20 protein-coding genes are annotated in these 21,155 nt (G+C 65.0%); 10 read left to right on the top strand and 10 right to left on the bottom strand.

Translation table 11 applies throughout. From position 1 onward, the window contains the following. The first annotated feature begins 1 nt into the window (after nucleotide 1). Nucleotides 2–1,072: a glycolate oxidase subunit GlcE gene (gene glcE / locus CBW50_RS24925; protein WP_086148010.1), complete on the top strand. Its 1,071-nt coding sequence runs from the start codon at nucleotides 2–4 to the stop codon at nucleotides 1,070–1,072. 4 nt (nucleotides 1,073–1,076) lie between these two features. After that, nucleotides 1,077–2,306, top strand: a complete 1,230-nt coding sequence (glcF, locus tag CBW50_RS24920) for a glycolate oxidase subunit GlcF (protein ID WP_086148009.1) — start codon at nucleotides 1,077–1,079, stop codon at nucleotides 2,304–2,306. On the opposite strand, the gene CBW50_RS24915 is transcribed toward glcF, so the two are convergent. The 4 genes from CBW50_RS24915 to CBW50_RS24900 form a co-directional block, all read right to left on the bottom strand. After that, entirely contained in the window at nucleotides 2,299–4,410 is a 2,112-nt protein-coding gene (locus CBW50_RS24915) for an EAL domain-containing protein (protein WP_086148008.1), read from the bottom strand. The genes glcF and CBW50_RS24915 overlap by 8 nt on opposite strands. 185 nt (nucleotides 4,411–4,595) lie before the next feature. Further along, entirely contained in the window at nucleotides 4,596–5,081 is a 486-nt protein-coding gene (locus tag CBW50_RS24910) for a glutathione peroxidase (protein ID WP_086148007.1), read from the bottom strand. Between the two features lies 1 nt (nucleotide 5,082). After that, nucleotides 5,083–6,222 (bottom strand): PilT/PilU family type 4a pilus ATPase, encoded by a 1,140-nt coding sequence (locus tag CBW50_RS24905; RefSeq protein ID WP_172404878.1) that lies wholly within the window; start codon nucleotides 6,220–6,222, stop codon nucleotides 5,083–5,085. A gap of 3 nt (nucleotides 6,223–6,225) precedes the next feature. Beyond that, the gene (locus CBW50_RS24900) at nucleotides 6,226–7,269 is read right to left on the bottom strand and encodes a type IV pilus twitching motility protein PilT (protein WP_086148006.1); all 1,044 of its coding nucleotides are present in this window, start codon (nucleotides 7,267–7,269) and stop codon (nucleotides 6,226–6,228) included. A gap of 70 nt (nucleotides 7,270–7,339) precedes the next feature. Here CBW50_RS24900 and CBW50_RS24895 point away from each other — a divergent pair, with 70 nt between their 5' ends. Both CBW50_RS24895 and proC read left to right on the top strand, forming a co-directional pair. Beyond that, complete coding sequence (locus tag CBW50_RS24895; protein ID WP_086148016.1) at nucleotides 7,340–8,041, top strand: YggS family pyridoxal phosphate-dependent enzyme; 702 nt, start codon at nucleotides 7,340–7,342, stop codon at nucleotides 8,039–8,041. A 16-nt stretch (nucleotides 8,042–8,057) separates the two neighbouring features. Continuing rightward, nucleotides 8,058–8,888 carry a pyrroline-5-carboxylate reductase gene (proC, locus tag CBW50_RS24890; RefSeq protein ID WP_086148005.1) on the top strand — a complete coding sequence of 277 codons (831 nt, stop codon included), beginning with the start codon at nucleotides 8,058–8,060 and terminating at the stop codon, nucleotides 8,886–8,888. 62 nt (nucleotides 8,889–8,950) lie between these two features. Here the strand turns inward: proC and CBW50_RS24885 are convergent, their stop codons facing one another. From CBW50_RS24885 to CBW50_RS24860, 6 genes are all read right to left on the bottom strand, one after another. After that, nucleotides 8,951–9,508, bottom strand: a complete 558-nt coding sequence (locus tag CBW50_RS24885; protein ID WP_086148004.1) for a DUF3455 domain-containing protein — start codon at nucleotides 9,506–9,508, stop codon at nucleotides 8,951–8,953. Between the two features lie 90 nt (nucleotides 9,509–9,598). Next, complete coding sequence (locus CBW50_RS24880) at nucleotides 9,599–9,946, bottom strand: hypothetical protein (protein WP_086148003.1); 348 nt, start codon at nucleotides 9,944–9,946, stop codon at nucleotides 9,599–9,601. Beyond that, complete coding sequence (locus CBW50_RS24875) at nucleotides 9,943–10,329, bottom strand: phage holin family protein (RefSeq protein WP_086148002.1); 387 nt, start codon at nucleotides 10,327–10,329, stop codon at nucleotides 9,943–9,945. The genes CBW50_RS24880 and CBW50_RS24875 overlap by 4 nt, the downstream gene beginning before the upstream one ends. A gap of 82 nt (nucleotides 10,330–10,411) precedes the next feature. Continuing rightward, a complete protein-coding gene (locus CBW50_RS24870) occupies nucleotides 10,412–10,765 on the bottom strand; it encodes a YqjD family protein (protein WP_086148001.1) in 354 nt (117 codons plus the stop codon). A 107-nt stretch (nucleotides 10,766–10,872) separates the two neighbouring features. Next, nucleotides 10,873–11,727 (bottom strand): 4-hydroxybenzoate octaprenyltransferase, encoded by an 855-nt coding sequence (gene ubiA, locus CBW50_RS24865; RefSeq protein WP_086148000.1) that lies wholly within the window; start codon nucleotides 11,725–11,727, stop codon nucleotides 10,873–10,875. Nucleotides 11,728–11,785: 58 nt separating this feature from the next. After that, nucleotides 11,786–12,724, bottom strand: a complete 939-nt coding sequence (locus CBW50_RS24860; RefSeq protein WP_086147999.1) for a hydrogen peroxide-inducible genes activator — start codon at nucleotides 12,722–12,724, stop codon at nucleotides 11,786–11,788. A 134-nt stretch (nucleotides 12,725–12,858) separates the two neighbouring features. On the opposite strand from CBW50_RS24860, the gene CBW50_RS24855 reads away from it, so the two are divergent. The 6 genes from CBW50_RS24855 to CBW50_RS24830 all read left to right on the top strand — a co-directional run bounded on the left by CBW50_RS24855 (nucleotide 12,859) and on the right by CBW50_RS24830 (nucleotide 20,997). Then, nucleotides 12,859–13,098, top strand: coding sequence for a DUF3717 domain-containing protein (locus CBW50_RS24855; RefSeq protein WP_086147998.1), 240 nt, complete (start codon nucleotides 12,859–12,861; stop codon nucleotides 13,096–13,098). 33 nt (nucleotides 13,099–13,131) lie between these two features. Next, the gene (gene rfaE2 / locus CBW50_RS24850; protein ID WP_086147997.1) at nucleotides 13,132–13,614 is read left to right on the top strand and encodes a D-glycero-beta-D-manno-heptose 1-phosphate adenylyltransferase; all 483 of its coding nucleotides are present in this window, start codon (nucleotides 13,132–13,134) and stop codon (nucleotides 13,612–13,614) included. Between the two features lie 251 nt (nucleotides 13,615–13,865). Next, a complete protein-coding gene (locus tag CBW50_RS24845; protein WP_139842629.1) occupies nucleotides 13,866–15,323 on the top strand; it encodes a hypothetical protein in 1,458 nt (485 codons plus the stop codon). Beyond that, nucleotides 15,320–16,789, top strand: a complete 1,470-nt coding sequence (locus tag CBW50_RS24840; protein ID WP_086147995.1) for a hypothetical protein — start codon at nucleotides 15,320–15,322, stop codon at nucleotides 16,787–16,789. Before CBW50_RS24845 ends, CBW50_RS24840 begins: the two co-directional genes overlap by 4 nt. A 44-nt stretch (nucleotides 16,790–16,833) precedes the next feature. Further along, on the top strand, nucleotides 16,834–17,268 hold the full coding sequence (locus CBW50_RS24835; RefSeq protein ID WP_086147994.1) for a hypothetical protein: 435 nt from the start codon (nucleotides 16,834–16,836) through the stop codon (nucleotides 17,266–17,268). Nucleotides 17,269–17,298: 30 nt separating this feature from the next. Continuing rightward, nucleotides 17,299–20,997, top strand: coding sequence for a tubulin-like doman-containing protein (locus CBW50_RS24830; protein ID WP_086147993.1), 3,699 nt, complete (start codon nucleotides 17,299–17,301; stop codon nucleotides 20,995–20,997). The last annotated feature ends 158 nt before the right edge of the window (nucleotides 20,998–21,155 follow it).

The raw sequence follows: 21,155 nt of genomic DNA, 5'->3' as shown, positions 1-21,155 counted from the left end.
TTTGCAAGCGATAGTGGAACAATTCAGGCAGCAGATCCTCGCAGCCGGCGCGGCGGGCAAGCCCTTGCGCCTGCGCGGCGGCGGCACGAAAGACTGGTATGGCCAGCGGCTTGACGGCGAGGTGCTCGACACGCGCGCGTATGCGGGCATCATCGACTATGAACCGACGGAGCTGGTAATCACGGCCCGCTGCGGCACGCCGCTCGCCGAGATCGAGGCGGCGCTGGCCGCTCGCCAGCAGATGCTGGCCTTCGAGCCGCCCCATTTCGGCCCCGGCGCCACTATCGGCGGCGTCGTCGCCAGTGCCTTGTCCGGCCCGCGCCGTGCCAGCGCGGGCGCGCTGCGTGATTTCGTGCTGGGCGCCGTGCTGCTGGACGGCCGCGGCGAACGCCTGGCCTTTGGCGGGCAGGTCATGAAAAACGTGGCCGGCTACGATGTCTCGCGCCTGCTGGCCGGGTCCATGGGCACGCTGGGCCTGATCCTGGAAGTGTCGCTCAAGGTGCTGCCGCTGCCGCTGCGCGAAGCGACCTTGCGCGTGGCGTGCGCGGAAATCGCCGCCTTGCGCCTGCTCAATGAATGGGCGGGAAAACCGCTGCCCATTTCCGCCAGCTGCTGGCATGACGGCGTCCTGAGCGTGCGCCTGTCGGGCGCCGAGGCGGCCGTCTCGGCGGCCCTGCAGTCGCTGGGCGGCGAGCTGCTGGCGCCCGATGACGCGGCCGCCTTCTGGCTGTCCCTGCGCGAGCAGACGCACGCCTTTTTTGCGGGCGCGGGCAGCCTGTGGCGCCTGTCGCTGCCGCCGCACGCCAGCGCCATCATCCTGCAAGGGCGCCAGCTGATCGAGTGGGGCGGGGCGCAGCGCTGGCTCAAGCTCGACGGCGACGCCGATGCGGCAGGCGGCCAGCGCATCCGCCAGGCGGTGGCGGCCGCTGGCGGTCACGCCACCCTGTTCCGCGGCGGCGACAAGGCGGTCGGCGTGTTCCACCCGCTGGCGCCGGCCGTCGCCGCCATCCACCAGCGCCTGCGGCAGGCTTTCGACCCGGCCGGCATCTTCAACCCGCACAGAATGACTTGAGCGCATGCAAACCAATCTCGCCGATTTCATCAAGAATACGCCGGCAGGCGACGAAGCCGGGGCCATCCTGCGCGCCTGCGTGCACTGCGGCTTTTGCACGGCCACCTGTCCCACCTACCAGCTGCTGGGCGATGAACTCGACGGGCCGCGCGGACGCATCTACCTGATCAAGCAGGTACTGGAGGGCGCGCCCGTCACAGCCAGGACGCAGACGCACCTGGACCGCTGCCTGACCTGCCGCAACTGCGAGTCGACCTGTCCGTCCGGGGTGCAGTACGGGCGCCTGGTCGACATCGGCCGCCACGTCGTCGAGCAGCGCGTGCAGCGCCCCTTGCGCGAACGGGCCCTGCGCTTCGCCCTGAAGGAAGCCTTGCCGCGCCGCTGGCTGTTTACGCCCGTGTACAAGGCGGGGCAGGCGCTGCGGCCCTTGCTGTCAAAAAGCTTGCAGGATAAATTGCGCCCCGGCGCGAATGCGGGGGCATGGCCGGCGCGCCGGCACGCGCGCACCATGCTGCTGCTCGACGGCTGCGTGCAGCCGGCCATGTCGCCCAACATCAACGCGGCCACGGCGCGCGTGCTCGACGCGCTGGGCGTGCAATTGATCGTCGCGCCCAAGGCGGGCTGCTGCGGCGCGCTGCGCCATCACCTGAATGACCAGGAAGCGGCGCTGGACGACATGCGCCGCAATATCGACGCCTGGTGGCCGTATGTCGACAGCGCCGAAGCCATCGTCATGACGGCGTCGGGCTGCGGCGCCACGGTCAAGGAATACGGCCACCTGCTGGCGCACGATGCGCAGTATGCGGACAAGGCGCGGCGCATCGCGGCGTTGACGCGCGATTTGTCCGAGATCATGCCCGCGTTTGAGGCGCAGCTGGTGGCGCAGCTGAAGGGGCGCATCGCCAAGAGGGTGGCGTATCACCCGCCGTGCACCCTGCAGCACGGCCAGCAGGTGCGCGGCAAGGTGGAGCAGGTGCTGCGCGCCGTCGGCGTCGACGTGCGCCTGTGCGCGGACAGCCATTTGTGCTGCGGTTCGGCCGGCACGTATTCGATCCTGCAGCCGGCCCTGTCGCAGCAGCTGCGCGACAACAAGGTGGCGAACCTGGAAGCGTGCGAGCCGGAGATGATCGTGTCGGCCAATATCGGTTGCCTGAGCCATTTGCAGTCGGGCACGCAGACGCCCGTGCGGCACTGGATCGAGCTGATTGATTCGGCCTTGACGCCCGTCAAATAGGTACTTCGCTGTATTGCGCGATACGCCATTGCGGCGCGGGGATGAATTTATCCGCCCACTCCAGCACGGCGTCCGCCTGCATGGGGCGGGCGATGCCGTAGCCTTGCGCCAGGTCACAGCCCAGCTGGATCAGGCGCGCGCCGTGTTCGATGCTTTCCACGCCTTCGGCGATCACCGTCAGCGAAAACGAACGGGCCAGGCCGATGACGGCGCGCACCAGGTGCAGGTCGTCGCGGTCGTTGAGCATATTGCGCACGAAGCTCTGGTCGATCTTGACGATGTTGGCCGGCAGGCGTTTTAGATAGGACATCGACGAGTAGCCGGTGCCGAAATCGTCGAGCGCGAAGGTGATGCCCAGCGCCTGGCAGGCGCGGATGATGCGGCGCACGTGCTCGATGTCGTGCAGGGCCGACGATTCGAGGATTTCCAGTTCCAGCATGCTGGCGCGCACGCCGGGAAATTCGCCGAGGATGGTTTTCAGGCGCGAGACGAAATCGGGCTGCTGGAAGTGGCGCGCCGCGATGTTCACGCTGACCACCCAGTGCTGGCCGGCGGCGCTCCAGCGCTGCATCTGCCACAGGGCCTGGCGCAGCACCCATTCGCCGATATCGATGATCAGATCCGTCTGCTCCACCAGGGGCAGGAACTGCGCCGGCGCCAGCACGCCGCGGCGCGGATGCTGCCAGCGCAGCAGCGCTTCCATGCCCACCACCGTGCCTGCGCGCATGTTCACCTTGGGCTGGTAGTACAGCCGCAGTTCGCCGTTGATCAGGGCCTGGCGCACTTCCGTGCGCTGGTTGTGGTGGGTGCGCACTTCCTCGTCGAGATTGGTGTCGAAGAAGTGGTACTGGTTGCGCCCCGTCAATTTGGCCTGGTAGACGGCGTGGTCGGCGTGGCGCAGCAGGCTTTCCGTATTCAGGTCCTTGCCCGCATACACGGCGACGCCGGCGCTGGCCGTCATGTGCAGCGCCTGCTGGTCGCACTGGTAGGGGCGGGCCAGCTCGGCCATCAGCTGCGCGACGTTCTGTTCGATGCTGGCGATGCTGGCCTGGCCGCACAGCAGCAGGACGAATTCATCGCCGCCCAGGCGCGCCGCATAGTGGACCTGCCCTGAAAAGCCGTGCAGGCGGCCGGCCACCTGCTTGAGGATGTCATCGCCGGCCTCGGCGCCGTGGCGGTCGTTGATGGCCTGGAAGTGGTCAAGGTCGAACAGGCACACGGCCAGCAGGCGCTGGCGTTCGCGGGCGAGGAACATTTCCTGCTCGAAGCGGGCGGCCAGCGCGGCCCGGTTGGGCAAGCCCGTCAGCACGTCATTGTAGTTTTGCCATGACAGCTTTTGCAGGGCCTGCTGCATGTGCACGGTTTCGTTCAGCTGTTCGCCCAGCTGGCGCTGGCTGGTCTTGAGCGAGCTCAATAGTTCTTCGATATTGCCGGCCATGCTGTTGAATGACTGCGACACGGCTTGCGCCTCTGGCGTGCCGCCGGCCGCCAGGCGCACGGCGAAGTCGCCGCCGCGGAAGCGGTCGCTGGCCTGCACGAGGCGCGCCAGCAGCCTGCGGTGTGAGGCCAGGATCAGCCCCAGCAGCAAAAAAACGAGGACGATATTGATGGCGCTCAGCATGGCCTGGTGGCGTACGCTGTGCCACAGCTGCGTCAGCGGCAGGCTGGGCGTGTAGTGCAGGTCGAGGATGCCGTCGCCACCGCCGGGCAGCGCCACCGTCAGGCGGCTGCTGATGGCCGTGATGCCGGCCAGGCGCGCAAACCATGGCGGCACCTTGGCCGCTAGCTCTTCGGCCAGCTGCCGGTCGGCGCGTATCTCGATGTGTTCGGAACCGCTATCCCAGCGCACGGAGGCGAGGCTGCGGTTCAGCGGCAGGGCGCCGCGCAGCGCCTGCTGCACGTTGTCGCGCAAGCTCTCCATGTTTGCCTGCACGGCCACCGGCAGCACGGTATTGGCCAGGTAGAGATCGAGTTGCCGTGCATCATTCCGGTAGCGTGAATTGGCCAGCGCCGTTTCCGTATCGAGCAGGGCGTGATAACGGACGGCGGAAACGGCAAGTATCAGGAAGAAAATAGGAATGAAAAGGCGGGAATAACAGCCCATCCGCATCCATGAAGATAATATTTTCCCAAAGACTGGCATCGTTTTTTGATCGATATCTGCGAATAATTATGTAAACATTATCACTGAAATTTGCTATTGGAAACACAATATTGATGTCAGGCATGAAATAAATACGGTTTTATTGATTTTGCATGATTGTTGTCTTTAATAAAAACACCGAATCGCTATTCCTGTAGCAATTTCCGTATGTCGGCCACGAGGCTGGCCGGTTTGCTGGCCGTCGCGTAGCGGCGGAACACGCTGCCATCCTTGCGCACCAAAAACTTGGTGAAATTCCATTTGATCGACTGCGTGCCGAGTATGCCGGGCGCCGCCTGCTTCAATTGCGCAAACAGGGGATGCGTATGCGGGCCATTCACGTCGATCTTGGCAAACAGGGGAAAAGTGACGCCGAAGTTCTTTTCGCAAAAAGCGCCGATTTCCGCATTCGAGCCCGGTTCCTGCTGGCGGAATTGATTGCAGGGAAAGCCCAGCACCACCAGGCCCTGGTCGTGGAATTCGCGGTACAGCGCTTCGAGTCCCGCGTATTGGGGCGTGAAGCCGCAGGCGCTGGCCGTGTTGACGATCAGCAATACCTTGCCCTTGTAGCGCGCCAGGTCGACGGGCGCACCGTCCAGCGCCGTGGCCTGGACATCGTGGATGTTGTTCATGTCACAGGAGTCCCAGTCTGGTGGCCGTTGAGGGCGGCGCCGCTGCCGGCGCCGTTGCGCCCTTGAGTTTGATGGTCAGGCGCAGGTCGTTGACGGAGTCCGCATTGCGCAGCGCGTCTTCGTAGCTGATGGCGCCCGCCTCGTACAGGTCGAACAGGGCCTGGTCGAAGGTCTGCATGCCGAGCTCGCGCGATTTTTTCATCAGTTCCTTGATCTCGTGCACCTGGCCCTTGAAGATCAGCTCGCTCATCAGCGGCGAATTGAGCAGGATTTCCAGCGCCGCCTGGCGGCCGCTGCCGTCCTTGTTGGGGATCAGGCGCTGCGAAATCATGCCCTTCAAATTGAGCGACAGGTCCATCAGCAGCTGCTGGCGCCGCTCTTCGGGGAAGAAATTGATGATGCGGTCCAGCGCCTGGTTGGCGTTGTTCGCGTGCAAGGTCGCCAGGCACAGATGGCCCGTCTCGGCAAACGCGATGGCGTGGTCCATGGTGTCGCGGTCGCGGATTTCGCCGATCTGTATCACGTCGGGCGCCTGGCGCAGGGTGTTTTTCAGGGCCGTGGCCCAGTCGTCCGTGTCGACGCCCACTTCGCGCTGGGTGACGATGCAGTTGCCATGCGGATGGATGAATTCCACGGGATCTTCGATGGTGATGATGTGGCCATGGCTGTGCGCGTTGCGGTGGCCCAGCATGGCCGCCAGGGTGGTCGACTTGCCGCAGCCCGTGGCCCCGACCATGATGACGAGGCCGCGCTTGCTCATCACCACGTCCTGCAGGATGGCGGGCAGGCCCAGGCTATCCAGCGTGGGGATGGCGGTATTGATCAATCGCAAGACCATGCCCGCCTGGCCCATCTGCACGAAGGCGGACACGCGGAAGCGCCCCAGGCCGTCCGGGCTGATGGCGAAATTGGCTTCGCGGCTGGACTCGAACTCGGCCGCCTGGCGCGCGTTCATGACGGCGCGCACGTAGCCGGCCGCCTGCTGCGCTGTCAGCGCGCCGCCCGCCAGCGGCGTCAGCTTGCCGTCGAGCTTGATGGCGGGCGGAAAGCCGGCCGTGATGAACAGGTCGGAGCCGCCCCGTGCGCGCATCTGCGCCAGCAGCGCGTGCATGGCGCCATCGTGTTCGTGGTTGGTCTGCATGGTTTATCCGGGGAAGTTTTCAGGCGACTTGGCGGCCGAGCGGGCCGTCTCCGCCGAAATCGTGCCGCGCCGCACCAGGTCGGACAGGCACTGGTCCAGGGTCTGCATGCCCACGTTGCTGCCCGTCTGGATGGCCGAATACATCTGCGCCACTTTCGCTTCGCGGATCAGGTTGCGCACGGCCGGCGTGGCCAGCATGATTTCATGCGCGGCCACGCGGCCCGCGCCATCCTTGGTTTTGAGCAAGTTTTGCGAAATCACGGCCTGCAGCGATTCGGACAGCATGGCGCGCACCATTTCCTTTTCCTCGGCGGGGAAGACGTCGATGATGCGGTCGATGGATTTGGCCGCCGACGAGGTGTGCAGGGTGCCGAACACGAGGTGGCCCGTCTCGGCCGCCGTCAGCGCCAGGCGGATGGTTTCCAGGTCGCGCAATTCGCCCACCAGGATCACGTCCGGGTCTTCGCGCAGGGCCGAGCGCAGCGCGTTGCTGAACGAGTGCGTGTGCGACCCGACTTCGCGCTGGTTGATCAGGCATTTCTTCGGCTCATGCACGAATTCGATCGGGTCTTCGATGGTCAATATATGGTGGTTCAGCCGTTCGTTGACGTGGTTCACCATGGCCGCCAGGGTGGTCGACTTGCCCGAACCCGTGGGGCCCGTCACCAGCACGAGGCCCCGCGGGCGCATGGCCAGCTCGCCGAAGATGCGCGGCGCGTTCAGCTCTTCCAGGGTCAGCACCTTCGACGGAATCGTGCGCAGCACGGCCGAGGCGCCGCGTTCCTGGTTGTAGGCGTTGACGCGGAAGCGGGCCAGGCCGGGAATTTCGAACGAGAAATCGCACTCGAGCGCCTCTTCATAGGCCTTGCGCTGGCTGTCGTTCATGATGTCGTAGATCATGCCGTGCACTTCCTTGTGCTCGAGCGGGGCCACGTTGAGGCGGCGCACGTCGCCATGGACCCGTATCATCGGCGGCAGGCCGGAAGACAGGTGCAGGTCGGAAGCCTTGTTGCTGACGGAGAAAGCGAGAAGTTCGGAGATGTCCATTTATAATCCCTGTGCCTGCATTGATGGGCTGGCGCACCGTGCCGCCGCCCCTATACACTAGAAAATGATTATGTCCACAATCGAACAGAACTTGCAAGCCGTGCGCGACAGTATTGCGCAGGCGGCCCTGGAGGCGCAGCGCGCCCCTGCCGACGTGACCCTGCTGGCCGTGTCAAAAACCTTCGGCGCGGACGCCGTGCTGGCGGCCATGCGCGCGGGGCAAATGGCGTTTGGCGAAAATTATCTGCAGGAAGCGCTCGACAAGATCGCTCTTGTGAAGGAAGCCGCACCGCAGCACGTTCCTGCATGGCATTTCATCGGCCCCATCCAGAGCAACAAGACGCGCCCCATCGCCGAACACTTCGACTGGGTGCACACGGTGGAGCGGGAAAAGATCGCCGTGCGCCTGTCCGAGCAGCGCCCGGCCGGCTTGCCGGACCTGAATATCTGTTTGCAAGTCAATATCAGCGGCGAAGCGAGCAAGAGCGGCGTGACGCCGGCTGACTTGCCGGCGCTGGCGCATGCCGTGGCGCAACTGCCGCGCCTGCGCTTGCGCGGCCTGATGGCGATACCCGAGCCGGAAACGGATCTCAGCCGCCAACGCCTTGCGTTTGCGCAATTGCGCGCGCTGTACGAACAACTGCAGGCGGACGGCCTGGCGCTCGATACCCTGTCGATGGGCATGTCGGCCGACTTGCGCGCCGCCGTGCTCGAGGGCGCCACCATCGTGCGCGTGGGCAGCGCCATCTTCGGTTCCCGCAACTATTCCTGATAAAGAGAGAACAAGCATGACGACAGAATTGAATATCGCCTTTGTAGGCGGCGGCAACATGGCCGCGGCCCTGATCGCCGGCCTGGCGGGCAAGCTGACCCTGGGCGGCAACATCCACGTGATCGACCCGCACGCGCCCGCGCTGGAAAAACTGCAGGCGCAGTTCGGCGTCACGACGGCTGCGTCCGCCAGCGACGCGCTGCGCGGCGTGGACGTGATCGTGCTGGCCGTGAAACCGCAAAGCATGCGCGACGTGGCGGCGCAGCTGCTGCCCTTCCTCGACGGCGAACGGGCGCCATTGATCCTGTCGATCGCGGCCGGCATCCGCGCGGCCGATCTGTCGCGCTGGCTCGGCGGTTACTCCGCCATCGTGCGCTGCATGCCGAACACGCCGGCCCTGATCGGCATGGGCATCACGGGCATGGTGGCCAGCGATGGCGTGAGCGAAGAACAGAAAAAGACGGCGGACGCCATCCTGCGCGCCGTCGGCCAGACCGTCTGGCTCGACGACGAGGCGAAGATCGACCCCGTCACGGCCGTCTCCGGCAGCGGCCCCGCCTATGTGTTTTATTTTATCGAAGCGATGCAGCAGGCGGCCGCCGAGCTGGGCTTGACGCCCGAGCAGGGCACGCAGCTGGCCATTGCCACGTTTACGGGCGCGGCGCAGCTGGCGGCGAACTCCAGCGAACCCGTGTCCCTGCTGCGCGAGCGCGTCACCTCGAAGGGCGGCACGACGTATGCGGCGCTCACCAGCATGGAAGAGAGCGGCGTGAAGGCGGCCATCGTCAAGGGCATCAAGGCGGCCGCCCAGCGCGGGCGCGAGATGGGGGACGAGCTGGGCAGGTAAGGCGATATGCCCGCCAGCGCGGCCCGGGCCGTGAAGCGGCTTGGGCCGGACAGGCCGGATGCTTATGCGGCTTTCCAGAAGATGTAGTCGGCCTGGTAGGGCACCCATAGTCTGGCGCCGACGGTGTCCATGCCGCAAGGGCTGCCTGGCGCCACGCCGCCGCGGGTGGCCACGCGCTGGATGTAGCTGACGCCCTGCATGGCGCCGCTGCCCATGGCCGGATTGGCTTTTACCAGTTGATACGGGATATTGCCCGCGCCGGCCGGCGCCACGGCCACTTGCGTGGCCGTCACTGCCGAGCCGTCCAGGCTGCTCCAGGTGGCCGGTGGGCCTGCATAGGTGCCCACCTGCATGCCGTTGCGGTCGTTCAGGGCCGCGTCCGGTCCCACGAAGGCCCATTCATGTCCCGTCATGTCTTTTTTCGCTTTGCATTCGTAGGCGATCTTGCCCACGCCCACCGTTTGCATGGCCACCTGGTGGCCAGCGGGCACTTGCACGGCGTTCGGCAATTGTTCCTGCGAATAGCGCGCGCCCATGGGCGCGCAGGCGGCCACGAGCAGGGCGGCGCACAGGACGGCGAGCGAGGGGGCGGTAGGGCGTGGGGCGATGAAGGCATGCATGGCGAACTCCTGGTCGTTGGCTCAACCGGCTGGTTGATATGCTACATACGCACGGGCCTGTCATTTGGATGCAGCCAGGAGCAAAAATAGTTACGGCGGTGTTTYTTTCTTKCTGAAACGCCGTGCCAGCGCCAGCATGACGGGCAGGGCGGTGCTGGCGTGCCTGAGCAGCGCGCCGCTGGCCCGCAGCAGCGGCAGGAAGCGGCGCGGGCGCACCAGCAGCAGGCCCAGCACGGCGCCGCCCAGCATCAGGGGAATTTTAAAACGCGTGGCCAGCGTGTGGCGCAGGTTGCCGCCCGTCAAAGGTTCCAGCAGCTGGCGCGTCTGCACGCCCAGGGCCAGGCGCTGCAGCGCGCATTCGGCCAGCAGCGCGTCGCGCCGCTGCGCCAGGCTGGCGGCCGTGTGGACATGCGACAGTTTGGTGGGATGCGTGGTCATGGCCGCTCCGATCCCCGGCGGGCCAGCAGTTGCAGCGCGTCCAGGTCCTTGTTCAGTTCGGAAAGTGTGAAGGACAGCAGTTTCGGCTTGCTGCGGAAACTGGCGCGCACGCCCAGCAGGGTGGCGAGGGCGGCAGCGATGAAGACGGCGGCCGTGACGGCGATGGCGGCGATGCGGTGCGTATCCCAGAACAGTACGATGACGAGGAATACGATCAAGACCAGGCCAACGAACAGGCATAGCAGCGCCAGCATGGCCAGCGCCAGATAGGACAGGAAGCGCAGCGACTCTTCTTCCATTTCGACGGCCGCCAGGGCCAGACGGGTCTGGACGATGGCGGCGAGGGTCGCTGCGACCTGGGCGACATGATGAACGATAGCCATTGCTGCCTTTCGTATCAGGGACGGCCGTGCCGTCGATGCTGCCCGGCGCGCCTGCCGCCGGAGGGGGGCGTCGCTTTGGCGTCTAGCGGCGCGAGGACAACAGCAGGCCGAACAGCACGCCCACGACGGCGCCCGCGCCCACGGCTTTCCATGGATTGTCCTGCACGTATTCATCGGTGGCCTTGGCCGCCTTCTTGGTACGTTCGAGCAAGTCTTCTTCCAGCTTGATCAAATCCTTCTTGGCCGTTTCCAGGGTGGCGATGAACTTGTCCTTGACGGCTTTGACATTCTCGCCCGTCTGGTCCTTGGCGCCATCGAGCCAGCCTTCCGCTTCATGGATGACGTTTTTCAGGTCGCCAGCCAGTTTTTCACGCGCCTTGTCGGCGTCGGCGAGGACGCTGTCGTTGCTGGATTTTCCGGTATGTATCGAGTTCATGTATTACCTCATGGAAGTGAAACTGCACAGTGAAATACCAGTGTAGACAGCAGCGGCCGGCTTGTCTTGCGCCGCCTCAAAGGCTGCCGCGGCGCAAGGATCATTGATTAACGGAAAGCAAAGTCCAGCACCACCCCCGCAAACACCGCTGCTCCTAGCCAGTTATTATGCCGGAATGCCGCAAAACACGGCATACGCTCGCGTGCGCGGATCAAGGTGTAGTGGTAAACGGCGCAGCCGGCCGCCACCAGCAGCCCCGCCACATACCAGTAGCGCAAGCCCAGGTGCCAGCCGCAGACCAGCCACAGCAGCAAGAAAGCGGCATAGCACAGCATGACGATGGCCACGTCGTAGCGGCCGAAGGTAATGGCCGAGGTCTTGATGCCGATTTTCAGATCGTCGTCGCGGTCGACCATCGCGTATTCCGTATCGTAGGCCACGGCCCAGAAGACATTGCCCAGCAGCAGCAGCCAGGCGACGACGGGCACGCTGCCCGTGATGGCGGCAAAGCCCATGGGGATGCCGAAGCCGAAGGCGATGCCCAGGTACGCTTGCGGAATCGCAAAGAAACGCTTGAAGTACGGGTAGGTGCCGGCGATGATGACGGCCGCCACCGACAATTGCTTGGTCAGCGCATTGAGGGGCAGGATCAGGCAGAAGGCCAGCACGGCGAGCACGCCGGCCACAGCCAGCGCTTCCTTGCCGCTGATGCGCCCGCTGGTGATGGGGCGGTCCATCGTGCGCTTGACGAATTTGTCGATATCCTGGTCGGCGTAGTCATTGATGGCGCAGCCGGCCGAGCGCATCAGGAAAGTGCCAAGCGTAAAGATGAGCAGCAGCCGCCAGTCCGGCACGCCCTGCTGCGCCAGCCACAGCGCGCACAGGGTAGGCCACAGCAGCAATACGGTACCGATAGGCTTGTCCAGCCGTATCAGGCGGAAATACAGCGCCAGCTTGTTCATGGAAGACTCGATCTTGTTGAGGAGAAAGGTCGATTATCGCAAATAGTATGTAAATGTACTATTCGTCGTCTTCGCACAAGGGGGTGATGCCAGGCAAGTTGCAGCTGGCGATGGCCGCGCACAGGGCGTCGATGGCGGCCTTGCGCGTAAAGCTCTTGCGCCACAGCATCACCACCCGGCGCGACGGCACGGGTTCGGCGAAGGGCCGGTATTCGAGCATGCCGTCGGTGGCGTGCATATTGGCGACCGAGGCGCGCGGCAAGACCGTCAGGCCGATGCCGCTGGCCACCATGTGGCGGATAGTTTCCAGCGAGGAACCTTCAAACGTGCGCTGCATGCCGTTGCCGGGCGAGGAAAAGCGCGCCATTTCGGGGCACACTTCCAGCACCTGGTCGCGGAAGCAGTGGCCGTTGCCCAGCAGCAGCATGGTTTCCGACTTCAAGTCCTGCGCGGCGATTCGCGCGCGCGCCGTCCATGGATGCTGGCGCGGCATGGCCACGACGAAAGGCTCGTCATACAGTTCCTGCATGGCCATGCCGTGCTCTGGCAGGGGCAGGGCCATGATGGCCACGTCCAGTTCGCCCTGGCGCAGCAGTTCGAGCAGGCGAACCGTGAAGTTTTCCTGCAAGATCAAGGGCATTTGCGGCACCTGGTCTATCATGGCCTTGACCAAGGGCGGCAGCAGGTAGGGGCCGATCGTATAGATCACGCCCAGGCGCAGGGGGCCGGCCAGCGGGTCCTTGTTCTGCTTGGCGAGTTCCTTGATGGCGGCCGTCTGTTCCAGCACGCGCTCGGCTTGCGCGATGATTTGCGCGCCCAGGGGCGTGACGGAGATTTCCGCGCCGCCCCGTTCGAACAGGACCACGCCCAGTTCGTCTTCGAGTTTCTTGATGGCCACTGACAAGGTGGGTTGGGCAACGAAACAGGCTTCGGCGGCATGGCCGAAGTGCTTCGCTCGCGCGACTGCAACGATATATTTCAGTTCAGTCAGTGTCATAGGTTGATTGAAACACAGGAAGTACTTACTTGCAATGAATGAAAGGTGGCGCGAACGTGAAACTGTGGCGCCGATGGCGTATTGTAGCGGATCGCCCCCTATAATGCGGGAGTGGGCGGTGGAGGGAGAGGGCGATGGATGTGCACATACAGGCGCTGGAAGCGGCGATTAATTACTGGCGTGCGCGGCAGCCGGCGCGCGGCAACGAGTATGCGCTGTCGGCGCCCGTCAGCCGCCTGGCCGGCGTGTATGCGCTGATGATTTATTACCGGCAAGATTCCATCGCCGAAGACAGCCTGGAACCGGCCACCGCTGCCCTCATCGATGCCTGGCGCCAGGACAGCGGCGGCATCCATGGCGATAGCCACCCCTGAGCGAGATCATATTTAACCCAACAAGAGATATCGATGCCTGATTTTGAAAACAAACTGTGCGGCCGTGATGAACTGCGCGCGCGCGCGCAAGCGCTGCCGAAACCGGTGGTGGTGACGAACGGCGTGTTCGACATCCTGCACCGCGGCCACGTGACCTACCTGGCGCAGGCGCGCGCGCTGGGCGCTTCGCTGATCGTTGCCGTGAATACTGATGCTTCGGTGAAACGCCTGGGCAAGGGCGACGACCGTCCCCTGAACAACTGCGAGGACCGCATGGCCGTGCTGGCCGCGCTGGAAGCGGTGAGCCTGGTCGTGCCGTTCTCGGAAGACAGCGCTTTGGCCGTGGTGCAGGAAATCGAACCGGAAATCTATGCCAAGGGCGGCGACTACGACATGACGGCCATTCCGGAAGGACGCGCCGTGCTGGCGTACGGCGGCCAGGCCGTGGCCATCGACTTCGAGCACGACCGTTCGACCACCAAGCTGCTGACGAAAGTGCGGGCCCAGCAAGGATAGGCAATATTGTCATAAGTGTCATTGCGTGTTGCTGGCGTGGCGCCGGCCATCATGGTGAAAACTTATCCAATGTTTCCATGTAGATAAAAAGACGTTACTATGAGAATAGCCCGGGCTGGGATCCTGTTTCCACAGCCCCAGCCCGTCCTAGCGTGTTCGGCGCCATTGCATGGCGCTTGTTGTTAGTCATAGAAAAAATAATGGACCTTAAAACTTCTGGGGATTGGCCACTGCCTTCCGGCGCCTGGTACTTGGATGACGCTGGCGCGTGGAGCATGCAGCGCAGCGCGGACGGGCAGAACGTCTCGCCTTTACTGAGCCAGGCCGATATCGGCAAGCTGATGCACGCCCGGCGCCTGCCTGGCGCCGACGGCGAAGCCGTGCGGCAGTTTCCGCCTGAATTCGCGTTTGACCCCGCTTCGGGCGTCGCCTTGCAAGTGCCGCCCGAGGCGGCCGCCACGCCGTCCGGGGGAGCGCCTTGGGTTCCTCCTTTCGGCGCGCATCCCGTCAGCGACATGCCGCCGGCTGGCGCGGCCGGCTTGCGCCAGGCCAATGTGCCCCTGAAACTGGCCGACCAGCGCGCGCGCGAGGAACATGCGCAGGCGGAAGCGTCGCTGCCCATGCCGCCGCCGGGCGAGTATGAATTCTTTTCCGCCCGGTTCGGCACCAGTGCGCCCGCGCTGCTGGCGCTCGACCCGCGCAAGGCCGTGTTGCACGCCTGGCTGCCCGCCTCGAAGCGCTGGCTGGCGCTGGACCCCGACTATGGCAGCCTGCTGGCCGAATCGGACCTGGCCCACGGCGCCTGGCGCGCCGAGCTGGTGCCGGATTTCAACAGTGTGCTGGTCTTGCCGACCAGCCACGGCCTGGCCTGCATCCGTCCCGACGTGCCTTCGCTCACTTATGTGGTCGAGCATGTGGGCGGCGCGCCGTGCGCGGCCGCGCCCGTCTGGTTCCAGAGCCGCCTGTGGGCGCCGCTGCGCGACGACGACGGCCGCATCCGTTTCGTCAACCTTGACGCCGCGCAAAAGCAGGGCAGCGACGTGCTGCTCGACGGCATGATGGATCTGGGCGCCGTCGGCGCGCCCGTGGCCTACAACCGCATGGCCGTGTGGCCCTGTGCCAACGGCCAGCTGCGCTTGCAGCTGCAGCCGGACGGCAACGTGGCCGCTTCGTTTACGCCGTGGCCGGAAGGGCTGGTGCCGCATTTCGAGTTCGGCAGCCCCTATCTGTCGCGCGACGGCGGGCTGTGGCAGCTGTGCTTTGAAAGCCGACGCGGCACGTATGTGTACGTGAAACTGGGCGTCCAGGCCGAGAAGGCCGACGCGCTGGCGCCGCGCCTGTGTTCGGGCAGCTTCAATTACCGCTTCGCCACCAAGCTGAAAACGGCGCCGTGGGAAGAGCCGGAACACGGCGACGACGGCGGCAAGAACCAGGCCGTCATGCCGCTGCTCGAATCCGGTGCCGAGTCCGGTGTAAGCAGCAGCGTGTTTGGCGTGAAGTTCGCCACCAGCGCCGGCCTGTCGAGCGTGCTGCGCTCGAACGAGCGCCTGGCGGCCCAGCTGGTGCAGGACGATGAGTTGCGCGAAACCGTGTTTCACACCTTCGCCGTCAGCGAGCCGTGGCGCGTACGCCTGTTTGTCCACGAAGGCATGCTGTGGGCCTACCACCCGCTGCTGTCGCGTATTGATGGCTGGAAATTGCAGGCATGAAGGCGCGCTTACTGACCGTGGCTTGCGCCGCGTTTTTCAGCGCCGCCGCCGCGCACGCGGCCGGCATCCAGCAGGCGTTTCTGGTGCAAAACTCGGGCTGGATGGAGCCGTTTTATACGGATGAGCATTCGCAGCTCAAAGCCCTCGTGGGTGCCGTGGCGCAGGCCGCCACGGGGCCGTCCGACAAGGTCTACACCCTGGCCTTCAGCCAGAGCAGCGGCAGCAATGTGTCGCCAGCGCTGATCGGGCAGGGGCAGGGCGGCGCCGGCGTGGCCGCCCAGCTGGCCGGTCTCGGCCTGGCGCGCAAGGGCGCCGGCGGCGCGCTGGCCGACACGGACTTCCAGGAAGCCGTCACCAAGACCATCACGGGGCCGTTCCAGTCCGCCTCCGGCATCGTGTGGATCTTTACCAATAACAAGAACAGCCCGAACAACGACAGCCAGACGGCCGAACGCAACCGCGACTTTTACCGCCTGCTGCACCTGGAACCGTCGATCACCAAGACGGTGGTGTTTCCGCTGCGCATGCCCGTGCAGGGCAAGCTGTACAGCGCCAAGGGCTTGATGGTGTATGCGCTCGCATATGGCCAGCCCGCGTCCGAGGCGTTGACCCGCATCCTGGCCGAGGGGCGGCTGTCGCAAGTGCTGACGCGCCCGCCCGCGCGCCTGAAACCGGTGGACCAGGATGCCGTGCGCATCGTGCCCCAGTCCGTCAAGAACAGTCCCAATGTGCACGCCAGCCTGGGCCGCGACGGGCGCACCATCGTGCTCGACGTCGATGCGGCGAAGCTGGTGCCGCAAGTGGTGCTGCAGGCGTCCCTGCAAAACATGTTTTTCCCGTACGTGATCGACAGCGCCAAGGTGCACGCCAGCCTGGCGGGCCGGAACGCGCCGCTGCACGTTGCGCCAGATCAAATCCGCCAGCTGCAGCCGGGCGCCAGCCAGTCCGTGCAGGTACAGTTTGCGCTGCCGATGGCGCAGATCCCGTCGCCGTGGTCGGCGCAGGCGATGGCCGCCATGGGCAAGCAGGTGCTGCTGCCCCTGCAGGCGCAGGTGGGCCTGTCGGAGCAGCGGCTGGCGCTGGCGTCCAGCTTCGGCAAGGATTTGCAGGAACTGTTCCCCGGCGACCCGATCTCTGGCATGTTCACGCCGCCCGACAGCGTGCGCGCGTCGCAGGCAACGATACCGCTGCTGGTGCGCATCCAGTATCCGCTGCTGCCCGTGCTGGTCATCCTCGGCGGCGTGCTGGCGCTGGTGCTGGGCTTGCTGGCGCTGGGCTTGCTTGGCACGCGCGCCACGCGCTACAAGGTGCTGGCCGACGGCGTGCAGCGCCAAGTGTTATTAAAACCGTTCAAAAGCGTGCAGATCCGCGACGATGACGGCCGCGATATTGGCGAACTCAAGCGTGGCCTGGGCAAGCCGGCCGTCGTGCGCGTGGCCGAAGGCCGCAGCCTGAGCCTGGCCTGATAACGATTTCCTTTTAAACTATTCAAACCCATCAGAGGCATACCATGGCGCAAGACACTCCCAAAGACAACGCAGGTTTCACTTTGCCGGCCCCGGCATCCGCGCCGCCGGCCGCCGATGCCGCCGCATCAGCGGCCACCACCGCAACGACCGAAGCCGCGCCCGCGTTTGACGCGGCCGCCACCACCGACACCTCGTCGCGCGACACCCTGATCGGCGGCGTCGTGCTGTTGCTGCTGTTCATCGCCTTTTTCTTTGCCAAGAATGCCTACGCGAACGGCCTCGTGGCCAAGCGCGTGCCGCCGAACAAGGCCAATGCCTCGGGCTGGTGGCTGTTCATCTTCCTGGCCAGCCTGGCGACGGGCGTCGTGCTGGCGGCCGTGAACGCGCATAAATTCCTCGCGCCACTGTTCATGGGACCGCTGGTGCTGGTGGGCCTGGTAGCGTTGCTGTTGACGTTCACCTCCAGCCGCCGCTAAGCGGCAACCCGTTTCATCCAAGGAATCGCCATGGCAGAGAACCTGAACCAAACCATCCCCGGCGGCGCCAGCGAGCGCAAGCAGGACAAGATCATCGAACTGCGCCCGACCCTGTTCATCGGCATCGGCGGCACGGGCATGCAGGTGCTGATGCGCGTGCGCCGGCGCATCCTCAACACCCTGTGGGGCGGCGCGGGCAACCGCACGCGCATCGAGGGGCTGGCCGACTTTCCCATCGCGCAATTCATCCATTTCGACCTCGATAATGGCGCCGTGATCGAAAGCGGCGAGTCGCAGGCGAAGGACTTGCAGTTCGACCAGGTGAAGTTCACGGACGACGACAAGGTGGTCGAATCGTTCGACATGGACAAGTACAGCCGTGATGAAGATTCTCTGGAGAAATATCCGCACATCAAGGAATGGCTGCCGCTGACGCCGCAGCGCATCCGCGAACTGCGTTTCGACATGAGCAGCGGCGCCGGGCAGATCCGCGCCGTCTCGCGCCTGTACTTCTTTGACAAGTACGCGAAGATCCGCGACAAGATCCGCCTGAAGCTGAAAGCGCTGAAGGCGGGCCTGTCGCACGAGCGCCAGCTGGCCGAACTGGGTTTGCGCATGGAAACGAACCGTTTCCGCATCGTCATCGTCGGTTCCGTGGCCGGCGGCACGGGTTCCGGCTCCTTCCTCGACATGGGCTTGCTGGCGCGCTGGCTGGCGCGCAGCGAAGTGGGCGCGGCCGACGTGGAGCTGATGCTGTTCTTGCCGACCGGCTACACCAAGGCCAACAAGGACAGGGTCGAGGCCAACGGCTATGCGGCGCTGATGGAGCTGGAATCGGCCATGATGGGCAACAAGGGCTATGTGGGCCGCTGGGATGCATATGACCGCCCCGAGCTGACGCGCGAGCCGTACAGCGAGGTCTACCTGATCGATTCGGGCAATCTTGCGCAGCAGCACACCAAGGAAGTCAGCGACGTCTACCACATGGTGGCCGATTCGCTGTTTGAGGATTTCGCCTCGGCCGACTTTGCGCGCGCCAAGCGCTCGATCGCCGTCAACCAGGCGCAGCACAAGAATTCGCTGTACAACGCGCCCGTGCCGCAAGACCGCTTCGGCGACATGCGTCTGTATTTCTCGAAGCGCTTTTCCTCGTTCGGCATGGCCGTGCTCGATACGCGCCAGGAAGCGGCGCGCGACGAGCGGGCCCACCGCTGGGCCGGCGCCATGCTGCAGGCGTTCTTCGGCGTGGGCGGCACGGATGCGGGCGCCAACCGCGCCACGGATACGCAGCGTGATAATTTCCTGGCTGCAAATATGTTCCTGAAGGGCACGCCGTTCAGTGATTTCCCCGAATTTTCCGACAAGAGCATCGAACTGAAGCGCTCCAGCGGCGATTTCATCGATTTCCGCGTCGTCGACGAATTGCTGGAAGACCGCCACGGCCACTTGCTGGCCGGCGTGGAAAACCGCGTCAACACGCGCATCAACGATATCCGCACGGGCTTTGACCGCAGCGAATGGCCGGCCCAGGTGCGCGACGCCATGAAGCACCTGGAACGCGACGCCGTGCGCGACCAGGATTCCACGGCCGACACGACGGAAGACCGCATCAGCAAGCGCCGCCGCGAAGTGCTCGACGACGTCAAGAAAGTCGTGCGCGACCAGCTGTATGGCTATCTTGATAACAAGGAATTTGGCGGCCTGGAATACGTGCTGTCGCTGGTGGAACAGATCAAGGACCGCATCGAGGCGCCGGGCAGCGGCTTGACGGCGCAGATCGGCGCGAATGCCGAGCGCTACCGCGAAATCAAGGAAGCCGTGCGTTCGCGCGAATACGAGCGCCTGCTGAACAACCTGGAGCAGACGCGCAGCACCTTCGGCTTCCTCAGCAATGGCGAAAAGCAGGCCGGCGTGGTGATGGATCATCTGCGTACGGAAATGGCGAATGCGCTGAAATTCCATCTGCGCGCCAAGGCGGCGGACGAGTCCGTCATTCTGCTGGGCGAGCTGTCGCGCTGGCTGGGCAACCGGGTCGGCGTCGATGCGCAGGGCCGCGCGCAGTGGAATGGCCTGGTGGGCGAGCTGCAAACGGGCCGCGAAGGCGTGCTGGCCATGCTGGCCGAACTGAAAACGGCCAATTCCATCCTGCAAAAGGACCTGGACAAGGAACACGCGACCCTGATCGTCATTCCCGTCACGGAAAAAGACATTGCGCTGCCGTCGGCGGCCACCTTGCGCCAGTGGGCCGATGAAGCGTTCAAGGACATGGGCGGCTCGAAAGCCCTGTTCCCCATGCTGGGCGAACCGGCGCAGCGGGGCTTGATCCTGGCCAAGGTCACGCGCATGGCCGAGAACATGATCGCCACGGCGGGCCTGGCGGAAGGGGCGACGAGCACGCCCGATCCCCTGTTCGAGGCATTGGAACAGATGGACGTGTCCGAACGCCTGGACCGTTTCCGCAAGCTGCTGGCCTGCTCCATGCCGTGGATCGACGCCAACATGGCGGGCGACTTCACGGTCGTGTCGGACCAGTTCAAGTGCGTGATCGGCGTGGCCAACGCGGCCGGCTTCAAGGCGAAATTCGGCGCCGAGCTTGAATCGTGCGTGCCGACCCAGGTGGGCATCACGGTGAGCCAGCTGGAAATCGTCGAGACGGGCACGCGTGGGCGCGCCGTCTGCTATTGCGAACTGGCCGGCGTGCCGATGACGGTGCTGCGCGGCCTGGAAGGCTGGCGCACCAGCTACCGCAAGGAAGGCGACAACGACAAGGCGCCGACCCACACGCATATTGATCCAACGCAATTTACGCATCCGATCGCGCCGAATACGGACGAGATGAAACGCCTGGCCGAAGACTTCGGCGAATTCCTGCAAGCGATCATGCTGGGCGTGCTGACGCGCCACACGGGCAGAGTCGTGCCGCCGGGCCAGTATCAGTTTGCCGTCGAACCGGGCGATTTGCGCCGCATCGGCAACGAACGGGCCATCCGCCAGAACGGCATGCCCGCCTCGTACGAGAAAAACATCGCCCTGCGCATCGAGGAAAAATTGACGGCGCTTGACGCCGTGCAGACGGCGGCCATGGCGGCGCTGGCAAAATACTATGAACGCACGGTGTATGCGCCCAAGCTGGTGGCGCAGGCCGACGGCTCGCAGCTGCCTTACGTCGGCTTTGGCAGCGCCATTTCCGCCGAAGTGGGCGCGCGCCTGCGCGAGTCGGCGCGCCGCAAGGGCATGGCCAGCGATGAGCTCGACCGCACGGTGCAAGCCCTGCTGGGCCGGCTGAAGGAGTGGGCGAACGTCATCGGCGACTCCGACGGCGACGCCTACGACTGGGAAGTGCGCGAACCGGAAGCGGACGGCCAGCCGCGCCTGAAATATGCGGTCAAGGCGGAAATGCTGGAGGCGGGACGCCTGGAGCAATTGCTGCGCCCGGCCAGCGCGCCGGCCGCCGCCGTGGCGCCGGCCTTTGGCATGGCGCCGCCACCGCTGGGCGGCATGCCGCCGCCGCTGGTGGAGTATCAGTATTTCCTGGGCATAAACGGCCAGCAGCAGGGACCGTTCACGGCCCAGCAGATCGTGCAGTACGTGCAGGCGGGGCAGGTCGTACCTGGCAGCACCAAGGTGTGGCGCGCCGGTTTGCCGGCCTGGGCCGACCTGGCCCAGTTCCCCGAGCTGGCGCCCCTGTTCCTCAGCGCGCCGCCACCGTTGATGCCGCCGCCCTTGTGAACGCTGGAATGACGCTGGAATGAAGGATTAGTTTTGGATATCTGCATCAAATGCAAGACCGGTCTGTGGACCGCCGTCAGCCATTGCCCGTACTGCGGGCAGGCGCAGGCCGGCGCGGCCAAGCCATCCGCGCCCGCGGCGCCGGCCGTGCCGCCGCC

This window comes from Janthinobacterium sp. GW458P (assembly GCF_002127585.1).
Classification (GTDB): domain Bacteria; phylum Pseudomonadota; class Gammaproteobacteria; order Burkholderiales; family Burkholderiaceae_D; genus Janthinobacterium.
This window is presented reverse-complemented; position numbering and strand designations above follow the sequence as displayed.